At 46.8% G+C, this 12,349-nt stretch carries 10 protein-coding genes; 6 read left to right on the top strand and 4 right to left on the bottom strand.

The window, feature by feature from the left end:
- Positions 1–62 precede the first annotated feature (62 nt).
- Both NXH67_RS07905 and NXH67_RS07900 read right to left on the bottom strand, forming a co-directional pair.
- On the bottom strand, positions 63–4,220 hold the full coding sequence (locus NXH67_RS07905) for a lectin like domain-containing protein (protein WP_272797021.1): 4,158 nt from the start codon (positions 4,218–4,220) through the stop codon (positions 63–65).
- Between the two features lie 193 nt (positions 4,221–4,413).
- Complete coding sequence (locus NXH67_RS07900) at positions 4,414–5,139, bottom strand: lysophospholipid acyltransferase family protein (RefSeq protein WP_272797020.1); 726 nt, start codon at positions 5,137–5,139, stop codon at positions 4,414–4,416.
- A gap of 204 nt (positions 5,140–5,343) precedes the next feature.
- Here NXH67_RS07900 and NXH67_RS07895 point away from each other — a divergent pair, with 204 nt between their 5' ends.
- The 4 genes from NXH67_RS07895 to NXH67_RS07880 are packed head-to-tail and all read left to right on the top strand — an operon-like array spanning position 5,344 to position 9,438.
- Positions 5,344–6,393, top strand: a complete 1,050-nt coding sequence (locus tag NXH67_RS07895) for a hypothetical protein (RefSeq protein ID WP_022779747.1) — start codon at positions 5,344–5,346, stop codon at positions 6,391–6,393.
- Positions 6,394–6,410: 17 nt separating this feature from the next.
- Positions 6,411–7,697: a dihydroorotase gene (locus NXH67_RS07890; RefSeq protein ID WP_272797019.1), complete on the top strand. Its 1,287-nt coding sequence runs from the start codon at positions 6,411–6,413 to the stop codon at positions 7,695–7,697.
- A gap of 23 nt (positions 7,698–7,720) precedes the next feature.
- Entirely contained in the window at positions 7,721–8,521 is an 801-nt protein-coding gene (locus NXH67_RS07885; RefSeq protein WP_272797018.1) for a dihydroorotate dehydrogenase electron transfer subunit, read from the top strand.
- A gap of 11 nt (positions 8,522–8,532) precedes the next feature.
- Positions 8,533–9,438, top strand: a complete 906-nt coding sequence (locus tag NXH67_RS07880) for a dihydroorotate dehydrogenase (protein WP_022779744.1) — start codon at positions 8,533–8,535, stop codon at positions 9,436–9,438.
- Between the two features lie 72 nt (positions 9,439–9,510).
- On the opposite strand, the gene NXH67_RS07875 is transcribed toward NXH67_RS07880, so the two are convergent.
- Positions 9,511–10,134, bottom strand: a complete 624-nt coding sequence (locus NXH67_RS07875) for a hypothetical protein (RefSeq protein ID WP_022779743.1) — start codon at positions 10,132–10,134, stop codon at positions 9,511–9,513.
- Positions 10,135–10,370: 236 nt separating this feature from the next.
- Here NXH67_RS07875 and ispE point away from each other — a divergent pair, with 236 nt between their 5' ends.
- Both ispE and NXH67_RS07865 read left to right on the top strand, forming a co-directional pair.
- A complete protein-coding gene (gene ispE, locus NXH67_RS07870) occupies positions 10,371–11,240 on the top strand; it encodes a 4-(cytidine 5'-diphospho)-2-C-methyl-D-erythritol kinase (RefSeq protein ID WP_272797017.1) in 870 nt (289 codons plus the stop codon).
- A 23-nt stretch (positions 11,241–11,263) separates the two neighbouring features.
- Positions 11,264–11,716 carry a DUF1934 domain-containing protein gene (locus tag NXH67_RS07865; RefSeq protein ID WP_022779741.1) on the top strand — a complete coding sequence of 151 codons (453 nt, stop codon included), beginning with the start codon at positions 11,264–11,266 and terminating at the stop codon, positions 11,714–11,716.
- A gap of 33 nt (positions 11,717–11,749) precedes the next feature.
- Here the strand turns inward: NXH67_RS07865 and NXH67_RS07860 are convergent, their stop codons facing one another.
- Positions 11,750–12,223 (bottom strand): type II secretion system protein, encoded by a 474-nt coding sequence (locus NXH67_RS07860; RefSeq protein ID WP_272797016.1) that lies wholly within the window; start codon positions 12,221–12,223, stop codon positions 11,750–11,752.
- Between the last annotated feature and the right edge of the window lie 126 nt (positions 12,224–12,349).

Genomic DNA, 12,349 nt, shown 5'->3' with positions numbered 1-12,349 from the left:
GAATATATACAGATATAATAAGCCCGGGAAATCTGTTTGGATTCCCCGGGCTTTACTTATGATCATCCGATTGGTTTAGCGGTTATCTTAAAGGACACGGTCTTTTGTCCGCCGTAGTATTCTCCGTTATATTTTCCGACACCCTTCAGTGTCACTTTTACCACCCCTGTATCAGTTGCCGGTGTGATACTTGCAATCTTATAAGCTCCTGTTGGCCATACATCCTTGCCTGAGGCTACGGTAAAATCCGATGTGCTGACAGACACAGCCTTACCTGTGTACACCACCGATGGGTTCCTGAGTTTGACGGTGGCGTTATTCAGGGACCTGTTTACATAGGTGAAATTGGCTGACTTGGTTGTGCCGGCGTAGCCCCCTTTTCCCGTGACGGTGATGGTTATCTTGGTGCCGGCGGGGATAATGTCCTTGCTGTCTACGACTCCGCCTTTTTTCTTGTAGTTTCCGTCGGTGTAGGTGAACTTGAAGGTCTTATCATAGTCGGTTCCTGCCGTGAGTTTAGCTCCATTGGTATCGTAGATGGAGATGGTGGGCTTGCAGATGCCGGATTTACCTACATAGACAACATCGTCGATACTCATTGTAGTCTTGCTAAGACTTGAAGGCTTGATCGTGAAGGTTCTGGTGAAGCTTCCCTTGAAGTTGCCCTTGCCGGTTACTACAAGTTTTGGCTGCTTGGCGCCTGTCTGACCCACAGCCTTGTTGTTAATATATTTGACGGTGTAATCTCTGCCGTTTACAAGGGACTGACCCTTGTAGGAGAGGCTCAAGGATGGCTGTACTCCGCCCTTTGTGTAGGTAAAGGAGCCCAGGCTTGCCTCCTGTGAGGAGGAGCTGCGGTTTCCGGACTTAAGCGAAACGGATCCGAGTGTAAAATCGCAGGGAGTGATCTTAAAGGTCTTGGTACAGGTTCCTGTGTATTTTCCGATTCCTTTGAAGGTAATTGTTCCTTTGCCGGCGTTGACGTTACCGCTTATCTCTGCAGTGTAGTCCTTGCCCTTAACAAGTGTCACCGGCTCCTTGGTCTGTGCTGAAGTGATGGTCAGAGTATAGGAGGGGGAGAGGGCGTTTCCGGTATAGGACATGGGGCTGATATCAGCTTTTGCCTTGGCGATGGAGGTGGCCTTTATCCTGAAGGTCATTGTCTTACTGCCGGTGTAGACGTTTCCTTTTCCCTTGATAATAATCGTCGCGGTTCCGGGATTAATGTTGTTGTAGTATTCAACGGACATATCCTTGCTTGTAAGGACATAGTTGTTGGCGGTATCTGTCACAACCACCTCCGGGCGTATCTCTTTGCCGGTTGCCTTCTGAACGGTAATTGCTCTGAAACTGAGTTTGGCAATATTTATCTTGGAATCCGGTTCAAAAATGATCTCGTTGAAGGAGGTTGTGCCGGTATAGGTGCCTTTGCCGGTTATGGTGACCTTGTAGGTTCCGGGATCTGCCTTAACCAGCGAATAGTCACAGGTATAATCAGTACCCTTCACAAGCGCATAGTAGGTATCGCCGATCTTATAGAGAACCTTGGTGTTGCTCTTTTGCACCTTGCCGTTGTATTCAAGGGAAATATCCGCAAGCTTGGCCTTACTGATATCAAGGGGAAGAATGCTGAAGTAGAAGGCGGTGCTTCCCTTGAAATTGCCAATACCGGTCACGGTTATTTTGGCCTTACTTGTGGCGGTGCTGACAGCGGTATTGTTGCTGTATTTGATGGTGACATCTTTATCTATGGTGAGTCGTTTTTTGCAGTCGTATACACGAAGATCATCGAAGGTTATGGGGCCTGCGGTGTAGGGGGTGTCGCTCTGACCTGCGATCCATACCTTATCGGGTACATCCTTGACGCTGGCAAAAAGCTTCTGATCTTCGGAGATAATGTCGCCCCAATCCTCAGTGGGTGTCGAAGGTGCGGGCTCAGAGGGCTCGGGTTCCGGCTCAGGTTCCATAGGTACAGGCTCGGGTTCCGGTTCGGGCTCAACACAGGTTACATCGATGTAGGCTGATATGCCCTCTGATGTCGCGGTAATCCTTGCTTTGCCGGCAGAGAGGCAGGTTGCCTTGCCGGAACTGTTGACGGTGAGTACGGAAGTGTTTGAGCTCTTCCAGGTAACGGTCCCAAGCTTATAGGAAGAAGGGACGGGAGTAACCGTATATTGCGCGGTGTCTCCTTTGGTCAGAGATGAAGCGCCTGTCACGGAGAGTGAGCCTAGCTTCTGAACTACGTTTACGGTAAAAGAGGCTTTGAGCTTGCCGCTGTTTACGGAAGCTGTGACAGTTGTGGATCCGGAGGAAACACCCTGAATAGTAACACTGTTTCCTGATGCGGATATGGCAGCCACGTTTTTGTTGCCGGTGCTCCAGGTGATGGCCTTGTTGGTGGCATTTTCCGGTAAAACAGTGGCTGTGACAGTGGTCTTGGCATTTACATCCAGCGAGATGGCTTCGTTTGATACTTTGTCAAAGGTGACCTTGGTGGCATCCACTGTTTTGGCCTTGGCATCCTTGGTAAAAGCCTTGATCCTCAGATTACCTTTGGTTTTGCTGCCAAAGTCCTGCCAGCCTGAGCTGTATTTGCACAGGCTCTGATAAGCCTTGGCGGAGGTGGTTACATCGTACCAATTCGAAGAGTGAACTGCGGATTCATAGCCGTAGCCTGCATTTACTCCGTTTTGTTTGAGAGTTATTACGACAGCAAAGGTGGTGCCGGCTGCAAGATATATCGGTGATGTCAGGTCAACGGTATAATAGCCTGTGTAAGTGGTCTGACCGCTGGCTGAACCCACAAGTGTGCCGTTCTCTGGATTGGTAACGGTGCTGCTCTTGTGCGTATAGATCTTGATGTCATAGGAGGAGGCGGGGGTGGGAGCATAGAAGGATACCGCCGTCAGATCCTCGTTTCCTTTGGTGGTAAAAACGTTGGCAGCGGCAGCAGCTGAGCTCTCTGTGCCTGTCTGCATTCCGCCGTCGTATTGGTAATTGTGGTCATAGTTGCTGTTCTTTTTGAAAACAAAGGATATCGCAGCTCCGGAAATGGACTTGTCATAATAAGACAGATAGTAGTAACCGCGAAAACTGTTTGCGGATGAAGAGGCTGTTTTCCAGCTGTTTCTAACAATCCAGGCGCCGTCGCCGGGAGCCTTGGTAATAAAATTATTGCGGGAAAAATTGTCATCCCATCCTACCAGTACGATGTCGTGATTCTGGCTTACATTAACGGGGGTATAAACGCTGTTGTGGGTGCTGTCATAGTAGCTTTCGTCGGCGCAGACACCGATGTTAACTGCGCCATAGTTATAGATAAGATTTTTGACGGAGGAGATACTGTTCTTATCGCTAGCGACGCTTCCGATAAGATAATCAGTCAGATGGGCCTTGTCAGTGTAGGCAATACTGCTACTTAATGCCTTATATGCGGATTCGGAAGTGGGGTAAGGAGCAGTGGATTCATCTGCTGCGCCAACCCAGGAAGCCAGCACGTTCTGGGCCAGTTGCAGATTGCCTCCTCTGTTGAGAATATGGGTTGAACCCTTGAACTTATTACTGTCTCCGGCTGTACCGCCAAGGGGATCGCTGACTGAGTTATAGGAAAAATATGCAAGGTGAAATTCAGATAGATCGATGTTTCCTGAGGAGTAGATTCCCTGCTTGATCAGATTGATCTCGGCAAGAGCAATAGCGGCATGTGCCCAGCAGGTTCCCCAGGGAGACTGGTTGCGAAGGGCAGGAAGGCCGGAAGTCTTATAGGAAGAGAGAGAGGAATAATCGTTACTTGCCTGGGTATGACCAAGACAGCCCTCTTCTCTTGGAGAGTAGGATCCTGACATGTCAGGATTGACAATATTCGGGGCATTCTCAATCTCCATGTATCCTGAACCTATGATGGGGTATTCTGATACCTCATAATTGTTGGCGTCTTCTTCGGAGAATTCTTCCTGCAATAGTTCTTCAGAAAAGTCTTCCTGAGAAAGTTCTTCTTCAGACAGCTCTTCCAAAAGAAGTTCTTCTGCAGATAGGTCTTCAGTAGTGCTGTCTGTTGTTATTTCGTCAGTATTTTCATCATCAGCCGAAACTTTCGCTTCTGACGATAATTCTGTTACATCTTCTGTAATAAGTGGCTCGTAGTCGGATGCATAGGAAATTACTGAGCTTCCCGCTGCGAGTGAGACGGATAGCAATAAGGCCAACAATCTTTTTTTCATATGTTTTACTCCCCTTGTAACATTTATCATACTTTTCCTATAATACTACGATTTGCCCATACAACAAAGAGTAAAATTCAAAAAATATCGAAATATTCGAAAAATTTAATAATTATATTCAATACATTTCATTAAAAAAAGACGCCTGTCATACTAAGATGAAGGCGTCTGAAAATTTGCTGAAAGACCTGTATTACTGGTTCTTTAAATATGTTTGTTCGATGATGTTCTTGACATACTGATCAATGTTCTTCTGGTCTTCCTTGTCCAGATCCTTGATGATTATGGGCTTGCAGTACTCGATGGTAACGTGGGTGCTGCGGATAAAGGGCATATGCTTTTCAAGAACTTCTTCGGAGTGATTGATAACTACGGGTACGATGGGGCAGCCGGTCTTCTGGGCGATCTTGAAGCTTCCCTTATGGAATTCGCCAAGAGGCTGGTCGGTCTTGTTTCTGGTTCCCTCGGGATAGATGAAGATGGAAATACCGTTTTTGACCTTATCGATGGCTGTAAGGACCATCTCAAGGCCCTTTCTGATGTCGCTTCTGTCAAGGAAGAGGCAGTCCATGTAGATCATCCATATATTAAGAAGCGGAACCTTGAGAATCTCCTTCTTGGCGATGAAGCCTGTGGGACGGGGAACTCTTGGGTAGCACAGCACGATATCAAAGATACCTCTGTGATTTCCAACATAGAGAACCGACTGGTCCTTGGGAACGTTCTCTTCGCCGATAATGGTCTTCTTAACTCCGCTTAAGAAGGCAACCACTCTGAAGGCCCAGCTGACTATGGCAAGAGATGCTGTCTTTTTGGCCCAGGGATTGAATCTTCCGACTATCCATAAGACTCCCTGAATGGGAAGGCTTAGGATAAGGAATATGGCAACAAATAATACAACGATAATACTGCGAATCATATATAAATATCCTCTTTTCAAACATTACTGATAAATTGACTCATATATTCTCTCATGACTTCACGAAAAATGAAACACTGATTTATATAAAAATACAAGAATTATATAGAATTATATATATTGAACAGAATTATATAGTATTATATACTATTATATAGAATTATATAAAATAAACCGTTTTATATGAATTGTTTCGGAGGCGTTATGGCAGTAAAAAACCCTTATACCATCAGCTTTGGTAAGATTCCCACCAAATACCTGAGCAGAAATTTCATAATAGACAGCATAGCAGAGGAGTTCGGAAGTGATGAACCTGACGAGCAGATCTTTAAGCTTACGGGAATAAGGGGGACCGGCAAGACTGTTACTCTCACCGATATAGAGCGTAAATTCAGAGGAGATGACGATTGGGTTGTAATCGGAATTCGTTCAGACTCAGATATTATCAGCGAGATAGTTGCCAATCTATACAGTGCAGTTCCGTTTTTAACGAAATTTGTTGATGCTAATCTTAATCTGTCTGCCTTCGGAATAGGACTCAGCATTTCGAAAAAGAGTCCGGTAGCCAGTATTGATTATGCTTTAAAGGTTTTGCTTCAGGAGTTAAAGAAGAAAAAGAAGCGGCTTTTGATTACCATCGATGAAGCGAGGAAAACCAAGGGGATAGTTGATTTTATACAGGAATTCCAGATACTTATAAGGGAAAATCTCCCGATCTTTGCGGTGGTAGCGGGGCTGTATGAAGATATTGAGAGCTTAGAAAACGCAGATGGACTGACATTTTTCCTAAGGGCTACCAAGTATGAAATGACACCCCTTAATATAACTTATATTCGTGATGATTATCAGAATACTCTTAATGTTTCCTATGAAGAAGCAGAGAAGATGGCTTTCATGACCAAGGGGTATGCCTATGCGTACCAGACATTGGGGAAGTATATGTGGGACAGCAAGGAAGAGACCATGACTTCTGAGGTGCTGCGTGCTTTTGACGATGTTCTTTCCGAAAAAGTATATAAGAAAATCTGGAGTGAACTGACACCTAAGGATAAGTGGTTTTTAAGTTTTATTGTAAAAAAAGAAACAATGAGTGCGACAGAACTGCTTACACTTACGAAAAAAAATCACAGTGAGTGGTCTATACCAAGAGCAAGGCTGGCAGAAAAAGGAATAATAGATATTGAGACTCGCGGTGAGATAAGAATCAAGCTTCCCAGATTCAGAGAATTTGTGGAGAGTCAATTATTAGATTAAGGAAAAAGGAGACCGAAATGCTGATATTAAAGGGTGGAAGGCTTATTGATCCCGCAAGTGGGACCGATGAAATAAGAGATATTGTTATAGATGGCGAGCGGATAACCGTGATCTGCGAACCGGGAAGTGACCATATAGCGGAGTATGAGAAGGACAGTGCGAATCAGGTCATTGATGTTGAGGGCAAGGTTGTGGCGCCCGGTCTGGTGGACTGCCATGTGCATTTCAGAGATCCGGGATTTACCTTTAAGGAAGATATAATAAGCGGTTCGACTGCGGCTGCCAAGGGCGGTTTTACCACCGTTGTGATGATGGGAAATACCAATCCTCATATGGATAATGTGGCTACAATCAAGGATGTGCTTGCAAGGGGTGCTGTAACAGGGATAAATGTCCTTTGCTGCGGCAATGTCACTAAGGAAATGGCGGGAAAAGAGCTGGTGGACATGGACGCACTTATCGAAGCAGGAGCGATTCTTTTTACCGATGACGGCAAGCCTATAACTGATGCGGATCTCATGGAGAGAGCCTGCGTTGAGGCAGCTAAGAGGGATAAGGTCATAAGTCTTCACGAAGAGAATCCCTCTTTTATCAGCGAGAACGGAATAAATGCCGGAGCGGTAGCCGAGAGGCTTGGAATCAAGGGTTCACCCAGAGATGCTGAGATCTCAATGGTTCAAAGAGACATCGACATCGCAGAGAAGACCGGAGCTTCCATCGTGGTGCAGCATATCAGCGCAGCGGAGTCAGTGGAGCTTATAAGGCAGGCAAGAAAGAGGGGAGTTAAGGTTCACGCCGAGGCAACACCACACCATTTTACCCTGACAGAGGATGCGGTGCTTAAATACGGAGCGCTGGCCAAGATGAATCCGCCCCTTAGACTTGAGAGTGACCGCAGGGCTATAATCGAGGGACTTAAGGATGGAACTATAGAGATGATCGCCACAGACCATGCTCCACATTCGAGAGAGGAGAAGGGGGGTGACCTGGTGAAGGCGCCCAGCGGAATCACGGGACTTGAGACTTCTCTGGCTCTTGGAATCAGAGAGCTGGTGAAGCCGGGGTATCTTACTCTTATGGAATTGCTGGATAGAATGAGCCTTGGATCAGCCAAAGTGTACGGCTTTGATGCGGGAGCTGTGAAGGAAGGCGGCTACGCTGATCTTGTGATATTTAACCCCGAAGAGGAATGGAGCTATGTCAGCAGTGTTTCCAAATCTTCCAATTCACCTTTCATTGGGCAGAGACTTCCGGGCAGGATTTATGGTACAATCTGCAGAGGAAAAATTGTATATCAGGGATAATGGTTTAATCAGGGAGAATTCAGATGTCAGTTAAGATGAAAAAAGAAGCAAAGGTCTTGAGCCAGGGCCTTCTTGCTGAGGGAATCTATGATCTGTGGCTTGAGACGGAAATAGCGAAGGATGCTTGTCCGGGGCAGTTTGTGGGGGTATATCCCACCAATAAGGCAACACTCCTTCCAAGACCCATCAGTATCTGCGAAGTGGACAAGGAGCGTAGCGCTATTCGCCTCGTATACAGAGTTGTGGGTAGCGGCACTGCAGAATTTGCGCTGTATCAGCCGGGGGATTATATGACGATCCTTGGCGTTCTTGGAAACGGCTTTCCTCTTGTGGCTGCAGCAGGCAAAAAAGTTGTTGTAATGGGCGGAGGTATCGGAGTTCCGCCGCTTCTTGAGACGGCCAAGAGACTGTCCGAGGCGGATACGCCGGTTAAGCCTGTGCTTGTAAGTGCCGTTATGGGCTACAGAAATTCGGATACATTTCTTTCGGAAGAATTCTCACTTTATTCACAGATACACATCGCAACGGAGGATGGCAGCGTTGGCACCAAGGGAAATGTCATTGATGCCATGAGAGAACAGAATGTGGAAGCGGATGTTATATTTGCCTGCGGCCCCATGCCTATGCTCAGGGCCATCAAGGAGTACGCACAGGCTAAGGGAATCAAGGCATATCTGTCACTGGAAGAGCGTATGGCCTGCGGCGTCGGAGCCTGCCTTGGCTGTATCTGCAAGACAACCAGGGAAGATCATCATTCACACGTTAACAACGCCCGCATCTGCACCGACGGACCGGTGTTTGACGCAGAAGATCTGGATATGTAAGGGAGGCTAAGATGAATACACAGGTTGAGATAGCAGGAGTTAAATTCAAAAACCCGGTAATGACAGCCTCCGGAACCTTCGGATCAGGCATGGAATATGCGGATTTTGTAGATCTTAATAAACTGGGAGCGGTAGTCACCAAGGGCGTTGCCAATGTGCCCTGGCCCGGCAATCCGGTTCCAAGAGTTGCGGAAGTGTACGGCGGAATGCTCAATGCCATCGGACTTCAGAACCCGGGCGTTGAAGTTTTTGCAGACAGGGACCTTAAGTTTTTGGAAAAATATGATACTAAGGTCATTGTTAATGTCTGCGGTAAGTCCGTGGAGGATTACTTAGAGGTTGTAGAGAGGCTTGCGGACGAGGAGAGAGTTGATATGCTGGAGATCAACGTATCCTGCCCCAATGTCAAGGAGGGAGCCATCGCCTTCGGACAAAAGAGTGCAGCCCTTTTTGACATAACTTCCAGAATAAAAGAGGTGGCAAGGCAGCCCATTATCATGAAGCTAAGCCCCAATGTCACCAGTATCTCCGAGATGGCCAAGGCTGCAGAGGCTGCGGGAGCGGATGCGATTTCTCTTATCAATACCATCACAGGTATGAAGATTGACATTCACAAGAGGAAATTTGCGCTGGCCAATAAGACAGGAGGCCTGTCAGGTCCTGCAATCAAGCCGGTAGCGGTCCGCATGGTATATGAGGCGGCTCACGCTGTTAATATTCCCATAATCGGAATGGGCGGAATTGCTAACGCCGAGGATGCCATTGAGTTTATTATGGCAGGTGCAACCGCAGTTGCAGTGGGAGCAATGAACTTCCATGATCCTTATACAACTGAGAAGGTAGTTAAGGGAATTGAGGAGTATATGATCAGATACGGCGTTGAGGATATTAATGAGCTCAGAGGTATAGTGGAATAAAGCCTTATAACAGGGCATAAAAAAATTGGGCCGGGTACTGTGGGTACCCGGTCCAATACGTTACTAGCAACTTTAAGTCTCTGTTTTTCCGGTGAGATCGTCGAAGCCCTTCATTACTGCTTCATAGGTTTGTTTCGAGATTTCCGGCAGCTCGCCGCCCCAGGTCTTTTCAGCCTGTGCGTAGCCCTTCTCGAAGGCAGACCTCATTTTTTCCAGCTTCTCAGGATCATCTCCGGCCAGCGTCTTGGCGAAGTCAAGGATACGTTCTGAGGTCTGTTTGACGCCCCAGTAGCCGTCCTCGGCTATGTCAGCCTGTGCCTGTGCTTTGGTAGCTGCGTCTACTGTGAAGTCTCCCTTTGCAAGGAACTTCCACATGGAATCTTCATCATTGTCAGAATTTGCGATGCCGTAAGATTTAGCCTGTTTGCCCATCATCTTCTGGACGATGTCAAGCAGCTGTTGTTGGCGCTGTGCCACATCGGCCTGCATCTGCTTAATGATCTTGGTTCTGTCCGCTTCCTTCTGGGAAATCTTAGGAGTTTGCGCGCTCTCCTCTGATTTCTCATAAACGGCTGCAGCTTCCGGTTTCGCCTGTACTTCCTGATCCTTCTTCTTTTCTTCAACCTGAGGATTAACGGTGGAAGCATAGGTGGTTGCGATGTTGTTAGTAACCTCGGTAACTCCGTTTACGCCCATACTGAACTCCTTTTCCGCGACAGGTTAACTAAATACCGCGCTTGAAACGAAAACCATGGTTTACCTAATCTCCTTTTCGGCATATTTTTAAAAAACTTTAGCCTTTCGACAAAAATTTTTTTAATTTTTTTGGACTTTTTTTCTTGAGTTTGAATCTTTGGGGTGCAAAAATGTAAAAGGCAGACAATATCTGCCCTTAATCGATTTCAGTAATAACAACGGGACGGTGGAAACATATGACAATTGAAAAGAAAGCCTATGGCAAGATCAATCTGGGCCTTGATGTGACCGGAAGGAGAGCCGACGGCTATCATATAGTTCGAATGATAATGCAGAATGTGGACCTTTATGACACCCTTGTCTTTGAAGATAATGACAGCGGTGAGATCAATCTTTTTACCGAGTCTGACAAGGTGCCTTCCGATGGCAGCAATCTTATCTGTAAGGTGGCAAGGCAGCTCCGGGAAGAGTTTGGGGTAAAAAAGGGCGCTGACATCAGGCTCACCAAGCGCATCCCCGTGGCAGCCGGCATGGCGGGCGGAAGTACGGACGGGGCAGCAGCCTATACCGCATTAAATGAGCTCTGGGGACTGGGACTTACTAAAGAGCAGCTCTGTGAGAGGGCTGTCAAGCTGGGAGCTGACATCCCCTATTGTATTATGGGCGGAACTGCCCTGGCAGAGGGAATCGGCGAGGAACTGACGATCATTAAAGATCTTCCTAAGTGTCCTATAGTTATTGCCAAGCCGCCAATCGATGTGTCCACCGGTTGGGTCTACAAGGAATTGGACAGCAAGGAGATTGAGAACCATCCGGACATTGATGGTATCAGAGGGGCCATTGAAACAGGAGATATCCGCAAAATGTGTGAACTGATAGGCAATGTGCTGGAGCCTGTGACGGCATCAAGATACTCCGAAATAGGACAGCTGGAGAGTCTTCTTGAAGAGGCGGGGGCTATCAGAGCATTTATGACAGGAAGCGGTCCCACTGTTTTTGCAATATTCGAAGATGAGAACAGGGCAAAAGAGGCAGTGGATAAAGTGCTGGCAAGTCAGATAACCAAAGAGGTGTATCTGTCGGGACCCATCAATCCCGATAACTGATCGCAAAAGGGAGTAGTGCTATTATGAAAAAACAAGTGACAGTCCGGGTTACCGGCATACACGCAAGAGACGGCGAGCCCACGGAGAAGATCATCACCAATTCGTCAGGCTATATTGAAGATACCGAGGACGGAGGCTGCATTCTGGAATATGTGGAAGAGCAGGACACAGGAAACGGAAGTATTAAGATCAATAACAAAGTGAACATCGCCCCTGACGGCAAGGGAATTGAGATCATAAGAGGCGGTGACATGGAGTCCAAGCTTGCCTTTGGCGAGGGACTTGTGTACGATACAGAGTACCATTCGCCCTATGGCTCAATGGAGATGACGGTAAGGACCAGCAGCTTTGACCTTGTAAGGACAAGGCAGGACGAAGAAATGAAGCTTATGGCTGAGTATGCCCTTGAAATGGGAGGCCAGGTGATGTCCTCGTCTATGATAATAATTGAGATAAAAAAATCGGAGACTGTTTGATCAGCCTCCGGTTATTATTTACATATTCTGTTATTACTTTACCATCTTGACACCGGCTTTTTCCTGAGCCTTGGAAATAAGGTTCTTGAAGAAGCCTTTCTTTTCTTCCTGAACAGGAGCCTTGCCGTGAAGGCCCTTAACCTCTGTTACGTAGATTCCGCTTACGGAAGCCTTAACTTCCTTTTTAACGGGAACTTTGTCAAAAATCTTCTCATCACAGATAAGGCTCATAACTCTGTTACCAACTCTTACCTTAAGGATGGGAAGCTTGGATCTGCGAAGAAGCTTGGGGGTCTGCTCGATAACGGCCTGAGGTAGACCTGCCTCGTTGAGCTTCATGCGCTTCTTGTCGATGATGAGCATGGTGACGGTCTGCTTCATGGCATCGAGCTGAGCCTGCTGCTCGTCCTGCTTTTTCTGTGCTCTTTTGCCAAGGAATATAAGGGCTACGATTGCGGCAGCCAAAATAACCATAATTACGATAAATACTATAAGTCCGGTATTCACAACTAAAACCTCCGAATAAATCTTGATAAATGCTAGACCATTGTAGCATTCTTTCCTATATATGGCAACGAAAGTTTTATGGATTTGATAGGACGGGGGAAAAGAGCGGAAGTCTGAACAATGACG

Source organism: Butyrivibrio sp. DSM 10294 (genome assembly GCF_028539135.1).
Classification (GTDB): domain Bacteria; phylum Bacillota; class Clostridia; order Lachnospirales; family Lachnospiraceae; genus Butyrivibrio.
The sequence above is the reverse complement of the archived record's forward strand: the minus strand, read 5'-3'. Positions and strand labels throughout refer to the sequence as shown.

What these genes read in the sequence shown, in the direction of transcription:
- NXH67_RS07905 (WP_272797021.1), bottom strand. Translation starts at nt 4,220, where the DNA reads ATGAAAAAAAGATTGTTGGCCTTATTGCTATCCGTCTCACTCGCAGCG.
- NXH67_RS07900 (WP_272797020.1), bottom strand. Translation starts at nt 5,139, where the DNA reads ATGATTCGCAGTATTATCGTTGTATTATTTGTTGCCATATTCCTTATC.
- NXH67_RS07895 (WP_022779747.1), top strand. Translation starts at nt 5,344, where the DNA reads ATGGCAGTAAAAAACCCTTATACCATCAGCTTTGGTAAGATTCCCACC.
- NXH67_RS07890 (WP_272797019.1), top strand. Translation starts at nt 6,411, where the DNA reads ATGCTGATATTAAAGGGTGGAAGGCTTATTGATCCCGCAAGTGGGACC.
- NXH67_RS07885 (WP_272797018.1), top strand. Translation starts at nt 7,721, where the DNA reads ATGTCAGTTAAGATGAAAAAAGAAGCAAAGGTCTTGAGCCAGGGCCTT.
- NXH67_RS07880 (WP_022779744.1), top strand. Translation starts at nt 8,533, where the DNA reads ATGAATACACAGGTTGAGATAGCAGGAGTTAAATTCAAAAACCCGGTA.
- NXH67_RS07875 (WP_022779743.1), bottom strand. Translation starts at nt 10,134, where the DNA reads ATGGGCGTAAACGGAGTTACCGAGGTTACTAACAACATCGCAACCACC.
- ispE (WP_272797017.1), top strand. Translation starts at nt 10,371, where the DNA reads ATGACAATTGAAAAGAAAGCCTATGGCAAGATCAATCTGGGCCTTGAT.
- NXH67_RS07865 (WP_022779741.1), top strand. Translation starts at nt 11,264, where the DNA reads ATGAAAAAACAAGTGACAGTCCGGGTTACCGGCATACACGCAAGAGAC.